This is a genomic window from Actinomadura meridiana (assembly GCF_039537545.1).
GTDB lineage: Bacteria > Actinomycetota > Actinomycetes > Streptosporangiales > Streptosporangiaceae > Spirillospora > Spirillospora meridiana.
Genome location: NZ_BAABAS010000020.1, coordinates 162,012 through 182,585, shown reverse-complemented (window position 1 = coordinate 182,585; position 20,574 = coordinate 162,012). Strand labels below are relative to the sequence as shown.

The following is a 20,574-nucleotide window of genomic DNA, read 5'->3' as shown; positions in this document are numbered from 1 at the left end:
CGTGAAGGAGACGTCCCATGGCAGAGCTGCATGACCTCACCGCCGTCGAGCAGGCCGCGGCCGTCGCGCGCGGCGCGGTCAGCCCGGTGGAGTTGGTTGATCACTATCTGGACCGCATCGGCCGCCTTGATGGTGAGTTGGGTGCGTTCGTCGCTGTTACGGAGGACGCCGCGCGTGCTCGGGCGCGGGAGGCCGAGCGCATGGTGCGGTCGGGGGCGGCGTTGCCCCCGCTGCACGGGGTGCCGACCGCGATCAAGGACCTGACATGGACCGCCGGAGTGCCGACCGCATACGGGTCGCGGGCGTTCAAGGGGTTCGTGCCGGACGTGGACGCCGCCCTGGTGACCGCCCTGCGTGCTGCGGGGACGATCAGTCTCGGCAAGACCGTCACCTCTGAGTTCGCGTTGGCCCCGCATGGTGAGACCGACCTCGGCATCGAGTCGCGCAACCCCTGGGACACCGCCCGCTCGGCGCTCGGTTCCAGCGCTGGGGCCGCCTCGGCGGTCGGTGCCGGGCTGGTGCCGTTCGCGCACGCGAGCGATGGCGGCGGGTCGATTCGGATTCCCGCCGGGGCGTGCGGGCTGGTCGGGTTGAAGCCGTCCAGGGGCCGCGTCTTCAACGGGCCGCTGCCCTCGGACGCGGGCGGGGTCGCGGTCGAGGGCGCCGTCACCCGGACGGTCCTGGACACGGCGGTGGTGCTGGACGCGCTGGCCGTCGATCACCCGGGCGCCCTGGCCACGGTGCCGCGACCCGAGGTCTCGTTCACCGAATGTGCTGGTCAGGAGCCGGGACGGCTCCGCATCGGGCGGTACTCGACTCCGCTCGTTGACGCCGTTGTAGAAACGGACTGCCTGGCCGCCTACGAGGTGGCGACCGATGCGCTGGTGGCGCTCGGACACGAGGTGGTCGACATCGAGCTGCCCATGGATCCGGCGTTCGCCGACGCCTTCATCGACGTGTGGAAGGTCGTCGCGGCGTCGCTGCCGGTGCCGCCCGAGGCCGAGCCGCTGTTGCGTCCGGTCACCCGGTGGCTGCGCGAACGCGGCCGGAACATCAGCGCGACGAGGCTGGTCGCCGCCCGTGGAGTGATGGAGACCGCGTCCCGCCAGATCGTCGCGCGTACCGCTGGCTACGACGCGGTGCTGTCACCGACCACGCCCTTCGGCCCGCCCCCCGCCGGGTGGTTCACCTCGTCCGGCAACCCGGAGGACGAGTTCGCCCGCAGCATGCAGTACGCGGCGTACGGCCCGTTGCAGAACGCCACCGGGCAGCCCGCGATCTCGCTTCCCGCGCACTGGACCGGCGGCGGGCTGCCGATCGGCGTGACGCTGACGGGCCGTCCCGCCGACGAGGCGACGCTCCTGCGACTCGGCGCGCAGCTGGAGGACGCCCTGGCCTGGGCCGACCGTAAGCCGCCGGTCTGGCACCGCTAGAACCACCCGACCCAGAAGAGGTGTTTCGGTATGACCGTTGCTCCGATCGAGCTTTATGAGTCCTTCATTCATCTGGACGAGGACGGCCAGGTGCACGCCGAGCCGAAGCCGACCACCGTCGAGCAGGACGGCTGGGAGGTGAAGGCGTTCTACGCCAGAAGCGACGCCGACGTCCACGCCGACCACTGGGAGGCCCATCCCGAGGCCGAGAAGATCGTGTCCTGCCTGATCGGGAAGCTGCGCCTCTACCTGCGTCCGGAACGTCCGGGACAGCGGGAGGAGGAGATCAGGCTCATGGCCGGGACGGCCGCGATCGTCCCGCGCGGACGCTGGCACCGCATCGAGCTGGACGTCCCCAGCACCATCATGGCCATCACCCTCCCGCGCGGCACGCGCCTGGAGAAGCGGACCGTCTGACGTTTTTCGCACGACCATGGTGACTCAGCGGCCGACACAAGGCCGGGAGGGAGATCACCATGGGATCGCCGACCATCCGGGTCGCTACGTACAACCTGTTCGAGGGCGGGCTCGACGGGATCGGGGACGATCGGGGGCGGGTGGGCGACTCCCGGCTTCGGGAGCAGGTCGAGCTGCTGGAGTCGCTCGACCTCGACCTGATCGGGTTACAGGAGGCCGGTTGGGGAGAGGACGGGCCGGAACTCGCGCGCCGGGTCGCGCGGGAGCTGCGCATGTCCTACTGCTTCGTCGGCCGCTCGCCCTTCTACCGGCTCGACCTCGCGGTGTTCGTGCGGGAAAGCACCGCCGTGACGGTCGTCGGGGCGGAGTACCTGCACGGGCCGCCGTGGGTTCACGGGCTCGCCAACATCGAGATGCGGGTGGCCGGGCATCCCCGGCCGATGCATTTCCTGGTCGGTCATTCGGCGCCCAGCAGCCCGACCATGCGGCTGGCCGAGGCGGAGATGGCGGCCGTCCATCGGCACCTGGACGCGATCTACGTGGCGGACTTCAACGCGGCGGCGATCGGGGACACCCCCGACACCACGGGCATCTCCGCGTTGAAGGCCGCCCGGAAGCTCGACACCCTCCCCGCCCGGGAACTGGCCGCCGCCGGTTTCCGCGATGTCGGCGCCGACTGGGGCGACTTCACCCCAACTGTCGGCCACACCAACGGCGGCCTCGCCTACCGATGCGACCGCATCCACACGACACTTCCCGCCGAGTGGACCACCGATTATGGAGTCGTCCTGGACGGCGACAAGCTCAGCGACCACCGGGCGGTCTGGGCCGAGTTCCGCATCGGCGGCCAGCCCTACGGCGCCTACTGACGGGAGTGATGTGAAAAGGCCGGGCTCATAGGCCCGGCCTTTGCTCTGTCACTGCTATTCAAAGTGTTTGTGATCTCGCCGAGATCACCACATGAAAATGGCGGGTTCGAATGCGGCAATAGCGGACGCTGCTTCGGCGGGATGAAAAGAGCCCAGAGTGGTAATAAAGAAAGCTAGAAGCACCAGGGAACCGTAGCATGTGCTGTTTCCTGGCAACAGTGGATCGGGACAAAAAGCGGTCAGCCGTCTGACCCCGTGCCTTCCCGTGCGAGCCTGGCGCGGACCGTCTCCGCCTCGGGCACGCCCAGTGACTCATAGAGACGCAGGGCTTGCATATTGAAAGCGGTGGCTTGGGTCTGGCCGTCTGTTCGGGATGTTACCTTGCCCAGGCCGTCGAGCGCGCGCGCCTCAAGGTAGGCGTCGCCGATGGCGCGAGCGGAGGTCAAGGACTCTTCGTAGTGGTCCAACGCCATGTGGTGACGGCCGGCTCTCAGGTAGGTCTCGGCAATGTTCAGAAGGGCAACAGTTGCCTCGAATCGCTCAGAGTTGTCGCGAGACATCGACAGGGCGTTGAGGAAGTGGATGAGGGCCTCGCCCTCGCGTCCCGTCGCGGCATAGAGGCGGCCTATGTTGTTCAGGCAGGCGGCCTCGCCGCGGCGGTCGCCGATCGTCCGGTATATGGACAAGGCCTCGCGGTACTGCTGCATCCCGTCGTCGGTCCGTCCGACCTTCATCCGTGCCGTGGCCACGTTGTTCAGCCACACGGCCCGGTGCTGGCGGCTCATCTCCATGACCTCGCCCGCCTCCTCGTAGTGCTTGAGAGCGGACGTGTCGCGGCCGAGTTGGAGGTCCATGTCGCCGAGGTTGTTCAGCGTCATCTGGCGCCCCTTACGGTTCCCCGTCGCCACATAGAGGGAAAGGGCCGTCCGGCTCCTTTCCTTGGCTTCGTCGTAGCGTCCCAGATGGAAGAGGACCATTGCGAGATGGTGCTGGACTTCCGCCTCGCCCTGAAGGTCGTCGGTAGAGCGGCGTATCTCCAGTGCCTGTTCGTAGTAACCCACGGCGACGTCGAAATCGGAACGTTGCCAATGGATCAGGCCCAATTGATCGAGAAGGGTGGCGACGGCGCCGCGAACGGCGGCGTCGCGAGCGGTGCTCAATCCTTCGTTCGCGGTCTGGTGGGCTTCTTCGAATCTGCCTTCGCGGAGAAGTATGTTGCTCAGGTCATTGAGAGCGTAGGCGGCGCCTTCATTGTCGTTCAGGGTGCGCCAGGCCGCGACCGCTCGCTCGTGTACTGCGACGGCTTCGGGCCAATGTCCGTGTGTTTCGAGGTATTCGTCGAGTGCCTTTGCTAGTAGGGCGGCGTGGCGTGGGCGTCCGCACTTCGACGCCTCGTGTGCGACTCGTTGTGCGTTTTCGAGCTCCGTCGTCATCCAGCTGCTCGCCTGCGTCGTGTCCTCGAAGAAGGTCGTCGAGGGTGTCGGTATCGGGCGGGAGCGGTACGGGAACAGGAGGCGGTCCGCGTGGGACGTGGCGGCGAGGTAATGGTCCAGGAGGCGGTCTACGGCGGCGTCGCGGATTGACGGCGGGTCGTGGTCGGCCACCAGTTTGCGGGCGTATTCGCGGATCAGGTCGTGGAAGCGGTACCGGCCCGGTTTGGTCTCCATGATCAGGTGGTGGTCGTGGAGGGCGTCCAGTTGCGTCTCGGCGTCGCTCAGTTCGGTGCCGAGCAGGACGGCGGCGTCCTGTGCGGACAGTTCCGTTCCGGGGTGCAGGCCGAGGAGGCGGAAGGCGCGGCGGCCCTCGGCGTCGAGGTCCATGTAGGACAGTTCGAACGCGACGTGGAGTTGGCGGTTCTCCGCTCGGATCTCGGTGAGGAGCCGTCCGCCGGCGACGAGACGTTCGGCGAGGTCCGTGACCGTCCAGCTTGTTCGGTGGCGTAGGCGGTTGCCGATCAGCTGGACCGCCAGGGGGAGGTGGCCGCACAGGCGGACGACGGTCTGGACGGCGTCGGGGTCGGCGTCCGGGCCGAGGTCGGCCGATCTGATCAGGAGCCGGGCGGCGTCGGCCGGGTCGAGGACGCCGAGTTGCAGGGCGCGGGCGGCGTCCAGGCCGGCCAGGCGGCGCCTGCTCGTGATCAGCACCAGGCAGCCGGGGGTGCCGGGCAGCAGCGGGCGGATCTGGTCGTGCGCGAGGGCGTTGTCGAGGACGAGCAGCAGCCGCCGCCGGGCCACCTCCGTCCGCCACAGCGCGGCCCGGCCGTCGAGGTCGGGTGGGATGCGTTCGGCGGCCACGCCGAACGTGCGCAGTAACCGGTCGAGCGCCGACGCGGGGTGGAGGGGTTCGCGTTCGGGGTTGTGCGCGCCGAGGTCGATGAACATCTGGCCGTCGGTGTAGCGCGGCGCGAGCAGGTGCGCGAGGTGGACCGCCAGCGTGGACTTCCCGACGCCGGGCATCCCGTCGATGGCGAGGACGGTGACGGTGCCGCCGCCGTCCTCGGCCAGGGTGGTGAGGCGCGCGAGTTCCGCTTCGCGTCCGGTGAAGGTGTGGAGGTCGCGCGGGAGGTCGCTGGGCGAGGCGGGCCGCGCGGACGGACGGGGCGGGATCAGCTCGGGATCCCCGGCGAGGATCCGCCGGTGCAGATTCTGGAGTTCGGCGTGGGGATGGGCGCCGAGTTCCGCGGCCATTCGCTGCCGGGCGTGCTCGTAGACGCGCAGTGCCTCGCTGGAACGTCCACTGCGGTGCAGGGCGAGCATCAGCAGTTCGACGGGTTTCTCGTCGTCCGGGAAATTGTCGACCAGTTCCGTCAGTTCGGGGACGAGTCGCGCGTCGTCGCCGTGGTCGAGACGGAGTTTCGCCAGTTCCAGCGTCGCGCCCAGGAATTCTTCCCGCATGGAGCGGCGGCGCCGGAGCGCCCATCGTCCGTACACGTTGCCGAGTGGCTGTTCGGTCCGCCACAGCCGGAGCGCCTCGGTGAGGAGGCGGACCGCCTCGTCCGGGAGGCCGCTGTCGGCGATCCCGCGGGCCTGGTCGCGTAACGACCGGAAGCGGTGGTAGTCGATCATGTCGGGGTCGACGTCGAGCGTGTACGTGCCGGGGCGTCCGACCAGCCGCGCGCCGCCGAGGGCCTCCAGGCCGCGCCGGAGCCTGGTCATGTGCGTGTAGAGCAGGTCCCTCGCCTTGGCCGGTGCCTCGCCGTCCCACACGCGGTCGACCAGGATGTCGGTGGTCACCGGTCGGCCGGGGGTCATCAGCAGGGAGGCGAGGGCGCAGCGTTCCTTCGCGTAGCCCAAGTGCTGACGCTGCCCACCCGACCACACTTCCAACGGGCCGAGGATGCGGAATTCCATCCGCACTCCCTAGAAAGGGGGAAGCTGACCTTGACATTCGATATCTTCTCATTGTCAAGTAAGAATTTCCACTAGTAAGGACGTTCTGGCCTGGCCACGATGGGTCTGCCGTCTGCCGTGAACTGCAAGCCTTCCGCAAGGGTGTCGCAAGGTCCGCCGCAAGGGCGTGCGCCGACGATCGGTGTGGGGTCGCGAGATCGGACAGCACTGAGCAGAGGGGCAGTGAATCGACAATGTCCGAAAGTCAATGGCGCCCGGTCCCGATCGGGCTCGGCGCCGAACGGTGGACCACCAGGCGGGAATGCAAGGCCGTGCTGGTGATCGTCCACACCGTCACCTCGGGGCAGCGGGTGTTGGAGGCCGCCGCGCTGCTGGAGAATGATCTGCGCGTCCAGGTCGTGTTCACCCGTGCTCCCGACGTGTTCGGGGCCGGGGTGGGGGATCTTCTCAGCTCCATCGGGGCCGCCCAGATCCCCTGGGAGCAGGCCACGCGGACGCGGTTCGACCTGGCGATGGCGGCGAGCCTGCGGGGGCTGCACGAGATCCACGCGCCGCTGATCGTCATGCCGCACGGGGCGGGGCACAACAAGCTCGTCGTCCGCCGCCGGGGCGGCCGGGCGGTGGGGGCGCGCGCCGCCTACGACCTGGACTCGCAGCGGCTGGTGCACGACGGGGAGCTGGTGCCGAACGCCATCGTCCTGGCCCACACCGAGGATCTCGGTCACCTGGGCAGGTCGTGTCCGGAGGCGGTTCCGGCCGCGGTGGTGTGCGGCGACCCGTGCTACGACAGGCTCGTCGCGAGCCTGGAGTGCAGGCCGTCCTACCAGGTGGCGCTGGGCGCGGGCGACGGGCGCAAGCTCGTCGTGGTGACGTCCACGTGGGGGCCGACGTCGCTGCTGGGACGGAACGGGGAGCTCTGGCCACGGCTGCTGACCGAACTCCCCGAGGACGAGTTCCACGTCGTCACGCTGCTGCACCCGAACGTGTGGCACGGCCACGGGTCTTGGCAGGTCAGGGCCTGGCTTGCGGACTGCCTGCGGCGCGGGCTCAGCCTCGTCCCACCGGAGGCCGACTGGCGGGCGGTGCTGGCCGCCGCCGACTGGGTGATCGGCGATCACGGGTCGGTCACGGCCTATTCGGCTGTCGCCGGAGTGCCGGTGCTGATGGGCAGCTTCGCCGCCAGGGACTGCCAGCCGGGGTCCGCGCAGTCCTTACTCGGCGCGGTGGCGCCCCGCGTCTCCAAACGCGGCTCGCTCCACCGCCAGCTCCTCCAGGCCGCCGCCGAGTTCGACCGCGACGCGCACCGGGCGGTGATCGACCGGCTCAGCTCCCAGCCGGGCAGGTTCAACCACAACATGCGGCGGCTCATCTACCGGCAGCTCCGGCTGCGGGTTCCCCCGACCGTGCCCGTCACCCTTCCGGCGGTTCCGCCGTACCTCGTCAAATGAGAGGGGACGAAGTGAACGGGGGCATCGTGTCGGACGGACTCGTCGTCACGCACGTGTTCGGCCTGGACCAGGTTCTCTGCCTGACCCGTCCCGGAAACGGCGGCGCCGACCACGCGGAGGGCACCCCGGCGGTGCTGACCATCCCGCGGGGCGGCTGCCCGCACGAGCCGAGGCTGATGCTGTTCGGCGACCACGACTCGTCGGGCGCGGCCAGGCTGGGGTCGTTGCTGTTCAGCGATTCGCATTTCGTCGCGTCCTGCGACGACCGGGCGGACGACGGACGGCGCGAGCTGGCCGACGTCCTGACCGGTGGCGGCTACCGCGTTTCGTTCGGCACCCGGGATCGGCTCCGGCGAAGGCTCGACCGCTATCCGGGATGCAGCGTGGCTTTGGTCCGCCGCCGTGGCGGGCACGTCGCGGTGGTCCGCGACGGCGCGACGGTCGTCACCCGCAACTCGCCCGGCGCGGACGAGATGTGGACGTCGATCTGCGGCTCGTTCCTGTACTGCTGGTGGGTCGCCGGGCTCTCCCTCGCGGAGCTGCAACGCGCGGCGCTCATCGTCGGCCGGTTCACCGTGCCGAACGCGGGGCGTCCGGGGTCCCTGGAGACCATGGGACGGGTGCAGGTCACGGCGGTACCGGCCCGTTCGGCGACGAGGAGGCTGGCCTCGTGACCGTCAAGACCGTGGTGGCCGGTGCGTCCAGCTGCTACACGACGGTGCGTGTGGACGGGTTCCCGCTCGCGTACCGTCCGACGTCGCCCCCCGCCTGGGCGCAGGTCAGCGTGTCCGGGGCGGCCGCGCACATCGCGAAGGTGCAGGCCGCGCTCGGCTGCGACGTGCGGTTGTGCACCGTCGTCGGGCAGGACGTGGCGGGCGAGGTGATCCGCTCCGAACTCGGCCGCGCCGGACTGCTCGGCACAGGTGTCGTCGCGTCCGAGTGCTCCTCTCCAGGGATCGTGCTGGTGGACGGAAACGGACGGCGAATGGGACTCCCATACCTCAGTCCCGTCGACCGGTTCGCCTACCCGTTCGCGGTGCTGCGCGAACAGGCGCGGGACGCCGACCTGCTGGTCCTGACGAACGCGCGGTTCGTCCGGCCGCTGGTCGCGCCCGCCGCCGCGCTGGGGATCCCGATCGCGGTCGACGTCCACCTCATCGCCGATCTGGACGACGAGTACGACCGGCCCTGGCTGGAGCGCGCCCAGATCGTGTTCAGCAGCCACGAACTGCTCCCCGGGCCGTACGAGGCGTGGATCTCCGGAGTGTTCGCCCGGTACCGGCAGTGCGAGATGGTCGGCATCGGGCTCGGCCCCGGCGGCGCCCTGCTCGGGCTGCGGGGCGGGACGCTGATCCGGGTCGCGGCCGCGCCGCCGCCGGAGGTGGTCAACACCTCGGGTGCCGGTGACGCGCTGTTCGCGACGTTCCTGGCTGAATGGCTGCGGGAGGGCTGTCCCGTCGCCGCGCTGCAAGGCGCGGTGCTGCATTCCGGTTGGAAGATCGGGCATCCGCTGCCCGCCACGGTGTCGTTGCCGCCGGGACGGCTCGACGCCCTGCGCGAGTCGGCGCCCCCGGCGACCCGGGTGGGCCGCTGGGACCGCTGATCGAAGGGCGGCTCAGCGGCCGGCGTCGAGTTCGGCCAGCCGCTCGTCCAGAATCCTGGTCGGCGCGCCCGTGTCGGCCAGGATTCCCCGGGCGGTGGTGTATAGGTGTCGCGCTTCGTCGGCGCGTCCGGCCGTGCGGGCCAGGTCGCCGAGGACGTGCAGCGCGTCGGCCTCGCCGATGGCCGACCCGATCTCGCGCATGGTGGCGAGGCCCCGCTCCACGGCGTCCGTCGCGGCGGCGGGGTCGGCGCCCAGCGCGTGCGCCTGACCGAGCAGGACCAGCGCCCGCGCCCCGTTGTACGGGTCGGGCCCGGACGTGAGGAACCGGACGGCGTCGTCGAGCACGGCCACGGCTTCGGCGGCCCGTCCCGACCTGATCAGCACGACGCCGAGGTCGCAGAGTGTGAGCGCCGTCCGCCGCTCCTCGCCCACCTCCCTGAACATCTCAAGGGCCGCTCTGAACTGGGACGCCGCCGCGTCGAGGTCGCCGCGATCGAGTTCCAGCAGCCCGAGCCTGCGGCGCGTGCTCGCGATCCGCGCCGGGACGTCCAGCCGCCGCCACAGGTCGAGCGCGGCGGTGAAGTCGTCGGCGGCCTCGTCGAGACGGCCGAGCTGGCGCAGCGCCAGACCGGTGCGGTTGAGCATCTTCGCCTCGGCGGTGGCGTCTCCCGCCGCCCGCGCCGCGGCGAGCCCGATCCGGTCGTAGTCGAGCCGTTCGACGTGGTGGCCGCGATGCAGGAACAGGGGCCAGCTCACGTCGACCAGAAGCCAGGCGTGCCGGTGCAGTCCGGTGTCCAGGGCGTGGCGGGCCAGCGCGCGGAGGTTGCCGAACTCGGCGTCGAGCCAGTCGAGGGCGTCGGCCACGCCGTCGAACTCCGGCGGGTCGAGTACGTCGAAACCCGGATCGGTGAGCCTGCGGTACGGGGCGACGGCGCGGCTCGCGGCGAGCGTCGCCGCGACCATCCACTCCGTGAGGCGCCGCGTCGCCTCACGGCGTTCGGCCTCCGGTTCGTGCTCCTCGACCAACTCCAGCGCGTGCAGCCGGACCAGGCTCTGGAACCGGTACCGGGAGTCGGGCAGGTCGTCCAGCAGGTTGACCTCGGCGAGCAGGTCGAGCGCCTCCTCCGCCGCGTCGACGGGGACGTCGGCCAGGGACGCCGCCATCGGGCCGTCGAACGTCCCGCCCGGATGGAGCCCGAGGAACCGGTACAGGCGGCGCGTCGGCTCGGGAAGGTTCTGGTAGGACAGCATCAGGGTGGCTCTGATCGTTATCTCGTTTCCGGCGTCCTGAGCCGACAGCACCGTGAGGCGCCGCCGTTCCTGGGCGAGGGCCCGCACCAGCCTCGCGAGCGACCAGCGCGGTCGCGTGACGAGTCGCGCCGCCGCGATGCTCAGCGCCAGGGGCGAGCGGCCGCACTGCTCCACCAGCTCCTCCGCCATGTCGCGCTCCGGACGGGTGCGTTCGGGGCCGAGTGTGGTGTCCAGCAGTTCGAGCGCCGCGTCCGGGCTGAGCGGATCGAGTTGGACGCCCCGGGCGCCGCGCATCATGAGCCCGGCCAACCGCCAGCGGCTCGTGACCACGACGACGCTGTCGCCGGTGCCAGGGAGGAGCGGGCTCACCTGGGCGGCGGAGAGGGCGTCGTCGAGGACGATCAGCAGGCGCCGCTCGGCGGCCATGGACCGGAAAAGCGTCGCCCGCTCGGCCAATTCGACGGGAACGGCGTGCTGGGGGATGCCGAGCGCACGGATGAACTGCCCCAGCACCTCGACCGGACGGACCGGACCGGCGGCGGAATGCCCTTGAAGGTCTAGATATAACTGCCCGTCAGGGAAGTATTCTATTTGGCTTTGGGCCCAATGGAGCGCCATGGCCGTTTTGCCGATTCCGGCGGGGCCGCTGACGACGACCACGCCGTTCCCCGGCACGCCGTCACCGAGTGCCGCCAGTGGACCGGTGCGATTGACGAGAAGCCCGGGACCGGGGAGCTGCCGTGGGACCGGCGGTGCGACCTGGCGCTGGTGGAGATGGACGTCGCCGAGGATGTCCCGTGCTTGGACGACGGGCCCGGAGACCGATGCGCCCAGTTCGTTGACATGCCCACGCGGTGGTCCGGAAGATCCGGGATGCCCGATCATCGTCTCGACTGCGTGGAGAGATCGGAACCCGAATGCTTGCCCACACGGAAACTTTACGGCGGCGACGCCATTCGATCAACTTCGCACAGAGCTGCCAAGAAAAGGCTCGTACATATATGGAGTTTGTATCTCGTATTAATATCTTCTGGTAGGAATCTGGCGAGATCGACCGATCGCACACAATATCCGGCGGGGTGACACTACCGCACAGGCCACCGCCATCCTGCTATGCGGTCATACCGCCGGGCCGTCCGCTCAACGGTTACCGTGGAGGGAAGCGAAGGAGTGGTGCGTTGGAACCGGATCACGTCGACGAGATCGTCACGTCCTGGCGGGCGGAGCTTCCCGAGATCGCCGGGCTGCCGCTCGAACTGGCCAAGCGGACGGCCCTGTTCGACGCCGCGTTCGACGCGCTGACCGTCCAGGAGTTGCACGACTCGGCCTCACCGAGGCCGAGTACGGGGTCCTCGCCACGCTGCGCCGGGTCGGCGCCCCGTACCGGCTGAAGCCGACCGAGCTGACCAACGCCCTCCTGCTGACCTCCGGCGGCATCAGCAACGTCATCAAGCGCCTCGTCGACGCCGGGGACGGCCGCAGCGAGGAGGGCGTCCTCATCCGCCGCCGCTGACCCGCCCCCGGCCACCCGTCAGATCCCCGTGGGCTGGAAGGCGTCCGCGGCGAGTCCCGGCGTGTGGACGTGTGGCATCCGCTGTTGGTGAACCCGGCGCCATAAAGAAAGCTATATAGAAAGCTATCTGTAAGTACAGGACGGTGGCCGGAGTCACAAGCCGTCAAGCCGCGGACGGGGTGGTGCGCGATCGGCGGCGTGGACGGTCGTGGCGCATGTACCGTCGTCGCGTTGCCAACGAACCGCACCGCGCCTCCCGAGCGCGGGTTCCGGCGCTGCCGTCACGGCCGTCTCCCCTCCGGCGCCGGACGCGACCCCCCGGTCACACCCTTGGGACGCGAGGAGACCCTCGCCGTCGGCGTTGGCGCGCCCGCTGCGGAGCGTCGTGGAACATCGCGGACAGGAGTGACATGTTTCATAATTCGTGCATCACAATTCGTGGCAAACGGAGGCGAAGCGGTGAGCGGTATCGAGCAGGTTCCCCCCGGAGTGGACATCACCGTCCCGAGCCCGGCCCGGATGTACGACTATTTCCTCGGCGGCACCGAGAACTTCGAGGTCGACCGCGTGGCGGCGGAGAAGGTCCGCCAGAGCATGCCGGAGGCGGAGGACGCGGCCTGGGCGAACCGCGGCTTCCTCCAGCGCGCCGTCCGCTGGCTGGCCCAGCAGGGCGTCCGGCAGTTCATCGACATCGGCGCCGGCCTGCCGACCAGGAACAACACGCATGACGCGGCGCAAACCGTTGAGCCGGACGCGCGCGTTCTGTACATCGACAACGACCCGCTTGTGCACGTGCATGCGCACAAGTTGCTTGCCGGGGTGACGGGGACGGCGTTCATCACTGCCGACTTCCGCGACCCGGAACACATCCTCGGGCATCCCGAGACGCGCGCGGCGATCGACTTCGACCAGCCCGTCGCCCTGCTGATCGTGGCGTTGACGCACTTCGTCCCGGACGAGGACGACCCGTGGGGCCTCATCCGCCGGTACATGGACCGGCTGGTTCCGGGCAGCTATCTGGCGCTGGCCGCCGGGACCCACGACCGGCACGCCGAGCGGGCGGTCAGCGGGCTCAAGGAGGTCTACTCCCGGTCCTCGGCGAGCGTCCACACCAGGTCGCGGGAGGAGATCGAGCGCTACTTCGACGGCCTGGAGATCGTCCCGCCGTACGAGGGGGCGCCGCCGACGGTGGTGTACGCGGGCGAGTGGGGCGCCGAGGACCCCGACGAGGCCGACAGTGATGGCTCACGATGGAGTTACTGCGCTGTGGCGAGGAAGACACGATGACTAAGCCGACGGTCGACGAACTGGGCATCGACCTGGCCGCGCTGGACTGGAAGCGCTCCGGGAACGACGAGGTCGCGATCGAGGTCGCCTTCGTCGGGGAATGGACGCTGCTGCGCACGTCCGGCGAACTCGTCTCCGTGTTCGACGAGAACGAATGGGCGTGCTTCCTGGACGGCGTCAAGAAGGGTGAGTTCGACGGCGCCGCATCCTGACGAACGGATCTGTGATTCACAAATCGCGAAGGCGTATGCTGATGGTGGTCGCGCGTCGAGGGGGGTGGGTCCGTTGAGCGAAGCCTACGGAGCCACGATCGCCAAGCGAGGGCTGGCACGCCGACTGAAGGAGCTGCGCAACGACGCCGGATACACCGCGAACCAGGTGTGCGACCGGCTGAACTGGGGGCGCGGCAAGGTCGGCCGTTTCGAGGCCAACACCTGGGTGCGTCCCGAGCTCAGCGACATCCGCGACCTGGCCAGGCTCTACGCGGGAAGCGACCTCGACGAGCTGGAGGACCTGGCACAACGCGCGCGGCAGCGGGCCTGGTGGCGCGAGTACCCCGACGTGTTCGACAACGAGTTCCCCGGCTACGAGGGCGACGCCTCCAGCATCCGCGTCATCATGCCGCTGGTGTTGCCGGGCCTGTTGCAAACGTTGCCGTACATGCAGGCGCTGCTGGCGTCCGGGTCGAAGTCGCCGGAGTGGCGCGAGCGGGCGCTGCGGGCGCGGCTGCGGCGCCAGCAGATCCTGGACCGGGGCGACGGGCGCGTCCCCGAGCTGATCGCGCTGATCACCGAGGCGTCCCTGCGCTACGAGTGGGGCGACCCCGGCGACCGCCGCACCCAGCTGCGCCATCTGCTCACCGCGTCCGGGCGTACGAACATCGAACTGCGGCTGCTGCCCCTCTCGAACGGCCTGCATCCGGGGATGTCGACGCTGGTCAACGTCTTCCGGTTTCCCGGCGAGGAGCAGCCCGTGGTCTTCCTGGAGAACGACGCCGACATCCACGAGATCGACGAACCCGACAAAGTGGAGGCCTATGACGGCATCTTCGAGCAGATCCGCGAGGCGGCTTTGAGCACCGCCGACACCGCGGCACACCTGGAGAAACTGATCGCGACACTGGAGTAACACTTACCTGGAGCTGAAGCGATATGAACCTCTCTCAGGCACGGTGGTTCAAGGCCACCGCGAGCGCGAGCAGCAACGGCGGCTGCGTCGAGGTCGCCGACCTCGACACGGCCACGGGGCTGCGCGACAGCAAGACGCCGGAGGCGGGAGCGCACGTCGTTCCCCGCGCGGTCTTCGCGGCGTTCCTCAACGACATCCGGACGGGTCACTACGACCGCTGACCAGGCTCCGGGGCGCTCGCGGCACCGCGGCCCGGGCGGCGACGCCCGGGCCGCACACAGGATCCCCCAGGGCTGCACCCCTGGGGGATCTTCATGTGTGCGGCCCTCTCTCAGGCGCGGTCAACGCTACAACGGCTGCGGCGCTTCGTCCCCGTCCCGCCGGTACACGCTTCGATCACCCTCCGTGAAGGTGTTCTGTGTGCGTTCGGGCGGATGCGTGAACGTCTCAATCGAGGACCGACGAGCTTTGTGGTGCGCCCCGCCTCGGCCGCCGGGATGTGCGAAGCTTGGATCTGTGATTCACACATAGCGACTCGCGAACCCGTGAGGCACATGTCCCGATTGTCTGAATCACTACTGTGACTCCGCAAACTCCGAGGGTGGGCGTCATGACGAGGGCCGCGATGCCACGCGGGATTCCCTGGAGCCTGGAACACGGCGGCTGCGCGGCGCTCCCCCTGCCCGCGGACGAGTCGATCGCCGCGGTCGCGCGTTCCCAGGTCGGCGGACTGCTCCCCACGCTGGGGCTCGCCGTCCAGGACCTGCACGACCTCGCGGTCATGGTCAGCGAACTGGCGACCAACGTGCTCCAGCACGCCGCGTCCGGCGAGGGGCCCACCGGCGCCGAACTGTGGGTGTACCAGCGGCGCGACGACCGGGGACGCGACGAACTCGTCATCAAGGCGTTCGACACGCTCCGCGAGTGGCGCGAAAGCACCGCCTCGCCGCACCGCGCCGAATCCCCGAACCGTGCCGATCCGCTGAACCCTGCCGAATCGCCGGGCCGTGCCGATCCGCCGAAGCGTGACGAGCCGTCGGGTCGTGCCGAGCCGGGTCGTGGCGAGGCGGGTCGTGGCGAGGCGGGTCGGACCGTGCCGAGTCGTCGCGAGTCGGGTCGGGGTGAGCCGCTTGGTGATGTGCTCGAACACGGGCGGGGCCTGCGGCTGGTCGAGATTCTCGCGAAGGGGCGGTGGGGGCATCATCCGTCCCGGTCCCGGCTGAGCTTCCCGGCCGTGCGCGGCAAGGCCACCTGGTTCGCGCTGCCCGTCACCCGCACCTCGCACGGCCGCCGCCACCCGCGGCACGTCGATGACCCGCACGCGATGAGGACGTTGCACACGCTCCTCGTCCAACGCGGCGTCGACCGGTTCGTCTCCACGGAGGAACTCGGCGTCACCGTCCTTTCCGACCCCCGCGACCTGACGGTGCGGTGCGAAACGGCGACATTCCGCTGGCGCGCCCGCTCCGGCGAGACCGGCACGCTTCCGGTCACCGACATCACGGAGGTGTGCGAGCAACTCGTCCGCCTCCATGAGGCCCTGGACGATCGCGGTTAGAGGAGGGGGCCGCATGGCCTGACCGCGGTGGGAGAGCGGCGGTCAGGCCATACGGCGCCGGTCAAGCGGGGCCGGTCAAGCGGGGCCGGTCAAGCGGGGCCGGTCAAGCGGGGCCGGTCAAGCGGGGCCGGTCAAGCGGGGCCGGTCAAGCGGGGCCGGTCAAGCGGTGCCGGTCAAGCGGTGCCGGTCAAGCGGTGCCGGTCACGAGCCGACGTCTTCGCGGACGCTGCGCGCCGCCGCGACCAGGTTGCGCAGGGACGCCTCCGTCTCCGGGTAGGCGCGGGTCTTCAGCCCGCAGTCCGGATTGACCCACAGCCGTCCCGGCTCGACGGCCCGCAGCGCGCGCCGCAGGTTGTCCGCCATCTCCTCGGCGGCCGGGACGCGCGGCGAGTGGATGTCGTACACGCCGGGCCCGATGCCGTTCCGGTACCCGGCGGCGCGCAGGTCGGCGACCAGCTCCATGTGGGAGCGGGCCGCCTCGACGCTGGTCACGTCGGCGTCCAGCGCGCCGATCGCGCCGATGATCTCACCGAACTCCGAGTAGCACATGTGCGTGTGGATCTGAGTGGTGTCCGCGACGCCGGACGTCGCGAGCCGGAACGCGCCGACGGCCCAGTCCAGGTACGCCGGACGGTCGGCGCCCCGCAGCGGGAGCAACTCGCGCAGCGCGGGCTCGTCCACCTGGATGACGCGGATCCCGGCGGCCTCCAGGTCGGCGATCTCGTCCCGCAGCGCCAGCGCCACCTGCCGGGCGGTGTCGGCGAGCGGCTGGTCGTCGCGGACGAACGACCAGGCCAGCATCGTCACCGGCCCCGTCAGCATCCCCTTGACCGGCTTGTCCGTCAGCGACTGCGCGTACGTCGCCCACTCCACCGTCATCGGACGGGGCCGCGCCACGTCGCTGTGCAGGATCGGCGGGCGGACGTACCGCGACCCGTACGACTGCACCCACCCGTGCTCGGTGGCGGCGTATCCGTCGAGCTGCTCGGCGAAGTACTGCACCATGTCGTTGCGTTCCGGTTCGCCGTGGACGAGGACATCCAGCCCCAGGTCCTCCTGGAGGGCGATGACGCGGGCGATCTCGTCCTTCATAGCGCGCGTGTAGGCGTCGCCGGTGAGGCGCCCGGCGCGGTGGTCGGCGCGGGCCCGGCGGATCTCGGGGGTCTGCGGGAACGAGCCGATCGTGGTCGTCGCCAGGGCGGGCAGGCCGAGCGCGTCCCGCTGCGCGGCGAACCTGGCGTCGCGGTCGCCCCGGCGCGCGGTGTCGTCGAGCGATCGCAGCCGGGCGCGCACCTCGTCGTCGACGCCCGCCGGGGGCGCCGGTGCGTCGGCGGACGACGGGACGTCCGCGCTGAGCGCCCGCCCGAGCGCCACGACCTCGCCGACCTTCTGCCTGGCGAACGCGAGCCGTTCCCGCACCGCCGGGTCCAGCGACGTCTCGGCGTCGAGGTCGATGGGCACGTGCAGGAGCGAGCAGGACGTGCTCACCACCACCTGGTCGACGAGCCCGAGCAGCGCGGCGCAGGTGGCCTTGGCGCGGCGCTGGTCGGTGCGCCACACGTTGCGTCCGTCGACGACGCCCGCCACGAGCGTCTTGCGCGGCAGCCCGCCCACCGAGGCGAGGACGTCGAGGTTGTCCGGGCCCGCCACGAAGTCCAGGGCGACGGCCTCGACATGGCTCGCGGCCAGGGTGCGCAGCGCGTCCGCGCCGACCGTGCCGAAGTAGGTGGCGACCAGCAGGCGCGGCCTGCTCGTCAGCCGTCCGAGCCGGGCGTAGGCGCGGCCGAACGCGGCGATCTCCTCGTCCGTCCGGTCGGCGACCAGGGCGGGCTCGTCCAGCTGCACCCATTCGGCGCCCGACCCGGCCAGCCGCTCCAGCACCTCGGCGTACACGTCGACGAGATCGTCGAGCAGGTCGAGTGGACGGAACCCGTCCGGCGCGTCCAGCGCCGGCTTGGCCAGCAGCAGGTAGGTGAGCGGCCCGACGAGCACCGGTCGCGTCTCGATGCCGAGCGCCTTCGCCTCCCGGTACTCGGCCAGCGGCTTGGCCGCCGACCCGTCCGCCAGCCGGAACCGGGTGTCCGGCCCCAGCTCCGGGACGATGTAGTGGTAGTTCGTGTCGAACCACTTCGTCATTTCCAGCGCCGGGACGTCCTGCACACCGCGCGCCATCGCGAAGTACCGGTCGAACCCGGTCAGATGCCGATACCGGTCGGGGACGGCATCGACGAGGACGCTCGTGTCGAGCACCTGGTCATAGAACGAGAACGTGTTCGACGGGATCGTGGCGAGGCCCGCGTCGCGCAGGCCCGTCCAGACCGCCGCCCGCAGTTCGGCGCCGGTGGCGGTCAGCGCGTCGGCGTCGGCGCGTCCGGCCCAGTAGTCCTCGGTGGCGAACTTCAGTTCCCGGCGCGGCCCGATCCGGGGATGTCCAAGGATCGTCGTGTTCATGGCGGCTTCCCTCGCGTGCCACGGCGGACCCGCGGGTGAGGGCACGGCGCACGCGCGCCGCGAACCCTCCCGCGAGGCCGCAGACCACCGCGCGCCGGTCGGCGCGCGGGCGGAGGCAGGTCTTCGGACTCGCGGGCGTCGCCTCGTTGTCAGTGACGACAGTGCCGAGGCGTCCTACTGGCCGTCGCTTCCCAGGCCGTGCGACCCAGTGCGTAAGACGGCGGTCGTTCCCGCTCACCGCTGCGGGGCAGTCCCGGATTCGCACCGGGTTCCCTCTTACGACGCCCCCGCCCAAGGTGGGGACGAACCATCCGCACCATCAACTCTACCGACCACGCAAATCATTACTTCTGTTCGCTCTCGGGTTGCTCGTCTCGCAACTCCAGTGCGTCCTCATAAGCGCGCAGAGCACGGATGACCGTTGCGCGTTCGCCGGGCGCCAGGTCGCGCATGACGCGCTCCCAGGCGTGGGCGTTGCCGGAGAGCCATTCGCCGATCGGCGCGGTGTAGGCGGGGGCGATGGCGATGATGCGGCGGCGGCGGTCGCCCGGGTCGGCGGCGCGTTCCAGGACGCCGCGCCGCGACAGCTCGCTGACCATGAGGCTGACCGTCGTCGGTGCCACCTCCAGCAGGGCCGCCAGCTCGTTGACGCTGACGGGGCCGCGGTACTCCAGGTGGGCCAGCAGCGCGAGATGGCGCGGCGCCAGGTCCATGCCGCGCAGCGCCTCCGGGATCGGCAGGCGCTTGGCGCGGCCGACGAGCCGGGGGATCAGCAGCAGCAGGGTGCGGACGGCCTCGTCCACGGCCGGGCCGTCCGGTTCGCTGGACATCGCCACCCTCCACAACTACCTTTGACCTCAAAGGCTTTAGGTCCAAAGAGAACGAGGTCCACTGTGCCGCATCTGACCGTCCACATTCCAGACAACAGGCTGACCGGCAACGAACCCGCGCTCATCGCCGCACTGACGGAGGCGGTCGTCGGCGTCTACGGCGAATGGGCCCGCGACCTGGTGGGCATCCGGCTGGCCGGAGTCCCGGCGGGCCGCTTCGCCCAGGGCGGTAAGGCCGTGGACGCGACGGCCTCGGTCGTGCTCGGTATCCGCGCCGGGGCGTTCGACCGTCCGGACGCCGCCGAGATCACCTCTCGCCTCGGCACGGCCCTCACCGACGCGATCACCGAAATCCTCGGCGACGAACTCCGCGCGGGCACCATGGTCGAACTCGTCGCCTCCCCGCCCGAACGAACCTTCACCGGCGGTGTCCCCGCCGCCTGACGAACGTTCTCCCGGTTCGGCGCCCGAACCCTTTCCGGCCCACGCCACCGGCGGCCCGGTTTCATTCTATTAAGGTAGCGCGGAGTTAAATACTGGTGATTGACAGTGAATGGCGCTAAAGGTATGCTCTCGTCGCCTTGTAGTCGCTTCTTTGTTCAGCGAAGAAAGCGTACGCTCCCCAACGAGGAGAAATTACCATGCGTAGAGGGTTCGCCATTTCCGCCGTGGCGGCCGCGGCACTCGCCGTCAGCACGGCGCCGATCGCCGCGGCGGCGTCCGGTCCGCGTCCTGTTCGCGGTCCAGACGGAGTCACCATCGAAATCGCGACGGCCAACGGCTCCGGCTGCCTGAACAATACCGCCGGGGTGGCCATTTCGGATGACGCGGAGTCGTTCACCGTCTGGTACTTCAATTACCTGGTGCAGTCAGGTGGCTCCTTGAAACCGGCCCCCGTCCGTAAGAACTGCCAGCTCTCCCTCAAGCTGCGGGCCCCGGAGGGCGTCACCTACGCCGTCTCGTCTGTGGACCATCGTGGTTACGCCTCCCTGGTGGACGGCGCGAAGGCCACCCAGAAGGTCAGCCATTACTTCCAGGGGCTGCCGCAGACCGGGAGGATCACGCACCAGATTCCCGTCCCCTTCGATGGCACATGGCATTTCGAGGACTCCATCCAAACGGAGCCCGTCTACAAGCCGTGCGGCGAGGACCGGAACCTCAACCTCAACACCGAGCTGCGTCTCGACCCGGGAACCTCGGACCCGTCGCACCCCAGCGTCATCGCCATGGACACCCTGGAAGACCCCATCGGCAGCATCTACCACCTCACCTGGAAGACCTGCCCGTAGCCAAGTGCACCTTCCCGGCGGCGCCCCCGCCGCCTGACCGCATGCCGTCCCGAGCCGTGGGGCGGCGATGAGTTTCCGGCGGCCCGCAGGTCCATCCTGGTGACGCATCGGCCGGGACAGGCCCGGCGCGAGGGCGTCGACGGGAGG

19 protein-coding genes and 1 riboswitch are annotated in these 20,574 nt (G+C 70.0%); of the genes, 15 read left to right on the top strand and 4 right to left on the bottom strand.

Annotated elements, in window-relative coordinates:
- Positions 1-17 precede the first annotated feature (17 nt).
- The 3 genes from ABD808_RS26860 to ABD808_RS26850 are packed head-to-tail and all read left to right on the top strand — an operon-like array spanning position 18 to position 2,719.
- Positions 18-1,433, top strand: a complete 1,416-nt coding sequence (locus ABD808_RS26860; protein WP_344901883.1) for an amidase — start codon at positions 18-20, stop codon at positions 1,431-1,433.
- Between the two features lie 30 nt (positions 1,434-1,463).
- Positions 1,464-1,850, top strand: a complete 387-nt coding sequence (locus ABD808_RS26855) for a cupin (protein ID WP_344901880.1) — start codon at positions 1,464-1,466, stop codon at positions 1,848-1,850.
- 59 nt (positions 1,851-1,909) lie between these two features.
- The gene (locus tag ABD808_RS26850; protein WP_344901877.1) at positions 1,910-2,719 is read left to right on the top strand and encodes an endonuclease/exonuclease/phosphatase family protein; all 810 of its coding nucleotides are present in this window, start codon (positions 1,910-1,912) and stop codon (positions 2,717-2,719) included.
- Positions 2,720-2,958: 239 nt separating this feature from the next.
- Here the strand turns inward: ABD808_RS26850 and ABD808_RS26845 are convergent, their stop codons facing one another.
- Entirely contained in the window at positions 2,959-6,069 is a 3,111-nt protein-coding gene (locus ABD808_RS26845; RefSeq protein ID WP_344901874.1) for an AfsR/SARP family transcriptional regulator, read from the bottom strand.
- Between the two features lie 233 nt (positions 6,070-6,302).
- Between ABD808_RS26845 and ABD808_RS26840 the strand changes: the two genes are divergently transcribed.
- The 3 genes from ABD808_RS26840 to ABD808_RS26830 are packed head-to-tail and all read left to right on the top strand — an operon-like array spanning position 6,303 to position 9,120.
- Complete coding sequence (locus ABD808_RS26840) at positions 6,303-7,517, top strand: hypothetical protein (protein ID WP_344901870.1); 1,215 nt, start codon at positions 6,303-6,305, stop codon at positions 7,515-7,517.
- Positions 7,518-7,528: 11 nt separating this feature from the next.
- Positions 7,529-8,191, top strand: a complete 663-nt coding sequence (locus ABD808_RS26835) for a hypothetical protein (RefSeq protein WP_344901867.1) — start codon at positions 7,529-7,531, stop codon at positions 8,189-8,191.
- Positions 8,188-9,120, top strand: a complete 933-nt coding sequence (locus ABD808_RS26830; RefSeq protein WP_344901864.1) for a carbohydrate kinase family protein — start codon at positions 8,188-8,190, stop codon at positions 9,118-9,120. The genes ABD808_RS26835 and ABD808_RS26830 overlap by 4 nt, the downstream gene beginning before the upstream one ends.
- 12 nt (positions 9,121-9,132) lie before the next feature.
- On the opposite strand, the gene ABD808_RS26825 is transcribed toward ABD808_RS26830, so the two are convergent.
- Positions 9,133-11,046, bottom strand: coding sequence for an ATP-binding protein (locus ABD808_RS26825; protein WP_344901861.1), 1,914 nt, complete (start codon positions 11,044-11,046; stop codon positions 9,133-9,135).
- A 503-nt stretch (positions 11,047-11,549) separates the two neighbouring features.
- On the opposite strand from ABD808_RS26825, the gene ABD808_RS26820 reads away from it, so the two are divergent.
- The 7 genes from ABD808_RS26820 (at position 11,550) to ABD808_RS26795 (ending at position 15,857) form a co-directional block, all read left to right on the top strand.
- Complete coding sequence (locus tag ABD808_RS26820) at positions 11,550-11,762, top strand: hypothetical protein (RefSeq protein ID WP_344901858.1); 213 nt, start codon at positions 11,550-11,552, stop codon at positions 11,760-11,762.
- Positions 11,732-11,884, top strand: a complete 153-nt coding sequence (locus ABD808_RS38635; RefSeq protein WP_425548995.1) for a hypothetical protein — start codon at positions 11,732-11,734, stop codon at positions 11,882-11,884. Before ABD808_RS26820 ends, ABD808_RS38635 begins: the two co-directional genes overlap by 31 nt.
- Positions 11,885-12,343: 459 nt before the next feature.
- Entirely contained in the window at positions 12,344-13,171 is an 828-nt protein-coding gene (locus ABD808_RS26815) for an SAM-dependent methyltransferase (RefSeq protein ID WP_344901855.1), read from the top strand.
- Positions 13,168-13,383, top strand: a complete 216-nt coding sequence (locus tag ABD808_RS26810; protein WP_344901852.1) for a hypothetical protein — start codon at positions 13,168-13,170, stop codon at positions 13,381-13,383. The genes ABD808_RS26815 and ABD808_RS26810 overlap by 4 nt, the downstream gene beginning before the upstream one ends.
- Positions 13,384-13,456: 73 nt before the next feature.
- Entirely contained in the window at positions 13,457-14,299 is an 843-nt protein-coding gene (locus ABD808_RS26805) for a helix-turn-helix domain-containing protein (RefSeq protein WP_344901849.1), read from the top strand.
- A 23-nt stretch (positions 14,300-14,322) separates the two neighbouring features.
- The gene (locus ABD808_RS26800) at positions 14,323-14,520 is read left to right on the top strand and encodes a DUF397 domain-containing protein (RefSeq protein WP_344901846.1); all 198 of its coding nucleotides are present in this window, start codon (positions 14,323-14,325) and stop codon (positions 14,518-14,520) included.
- Between the two features lie 389 nt (positions 14,521-14,909).
- Positions 14,910-15,857, top strand: coding sequence for an ATP-binding protein (locus ABD808_RS26795; protein WP_344901843.1), 948 nt, complete (start codon positions 14,910-14,912; stop codon positions 15,855-15,857).
- Positions 15,858-16,058: 201 nt separating this feature from the next.
- On the opposite strand, the gene metE is transcribed toward ABD808_RS26795, so the two are convergent.
- Together metE and ABD808_RS26785 are read right to left on the bottom strand one after the other, a co-directional pair.
- Positions 16,059-18,308 (bottom strand): 5-methyltetrahydropteroyltriglutamate--homocysteine S-methyltransferase, encoded by a 2,250-nt coding sequence (gene metE / locus ABD808_RS26790; RefSeq protein ID WP_344901840.1) that lies wholly within the window; start codon positions 18,306-18,308, stop codon positions 16,059-16,061.
- 97 nt (positions 18,309-18,405) lie between these two features.
- A riboswitch (cobalamin riboswitch) is annotated at positions 18,406-18,636 on the bottom strand.
- A gap of 16 nt (positions 18,637-18,652) precedes the next feature.
- A complete protein-coding gene (locus tag ABD808_RS26785) occupies positions 18,653-19,138 on the bottom strand; it encodes a MarR family winged helix-turn-helix transcriptional regulator (RefSeq protein ID WP_344901837.1) in 486 nt (161 codons plus the stop codon).
- A 63-nt stretch (positions 19,139-19,201) separates the two neighbouring features.
- Between ABD808_RS26785 and ABD808_RS26780 the strand changes: the two genes are divergently transcribed.
- Positions 19,202-19,582 carry a tautomerase family protein gene (locus ABD808_RS26780; protein WP_344901835.1) on the top strand — a complete coding sequence of 127 codons (381 nt, stop codon included), beginning with the start codon at positions 19,202-19,204 and terminating at the stop codon, positions 19,580-19,582.
- Positions 19,583-19,779: 197 nt separating this feature from the next.
- Positions 19,780-20,427, top strand: a complete 648-nt coding sequence (locus tag ABD808_RS26775) for a DUF4360 domain-containing protein (protein WP_344901832.1) — start codon at positions 19,780-19,782, stop codon at positions 20,425-20,427.
- The last annotated feature ends 147 nt before the right edge of the window (positions 20,428-20,574 follow it).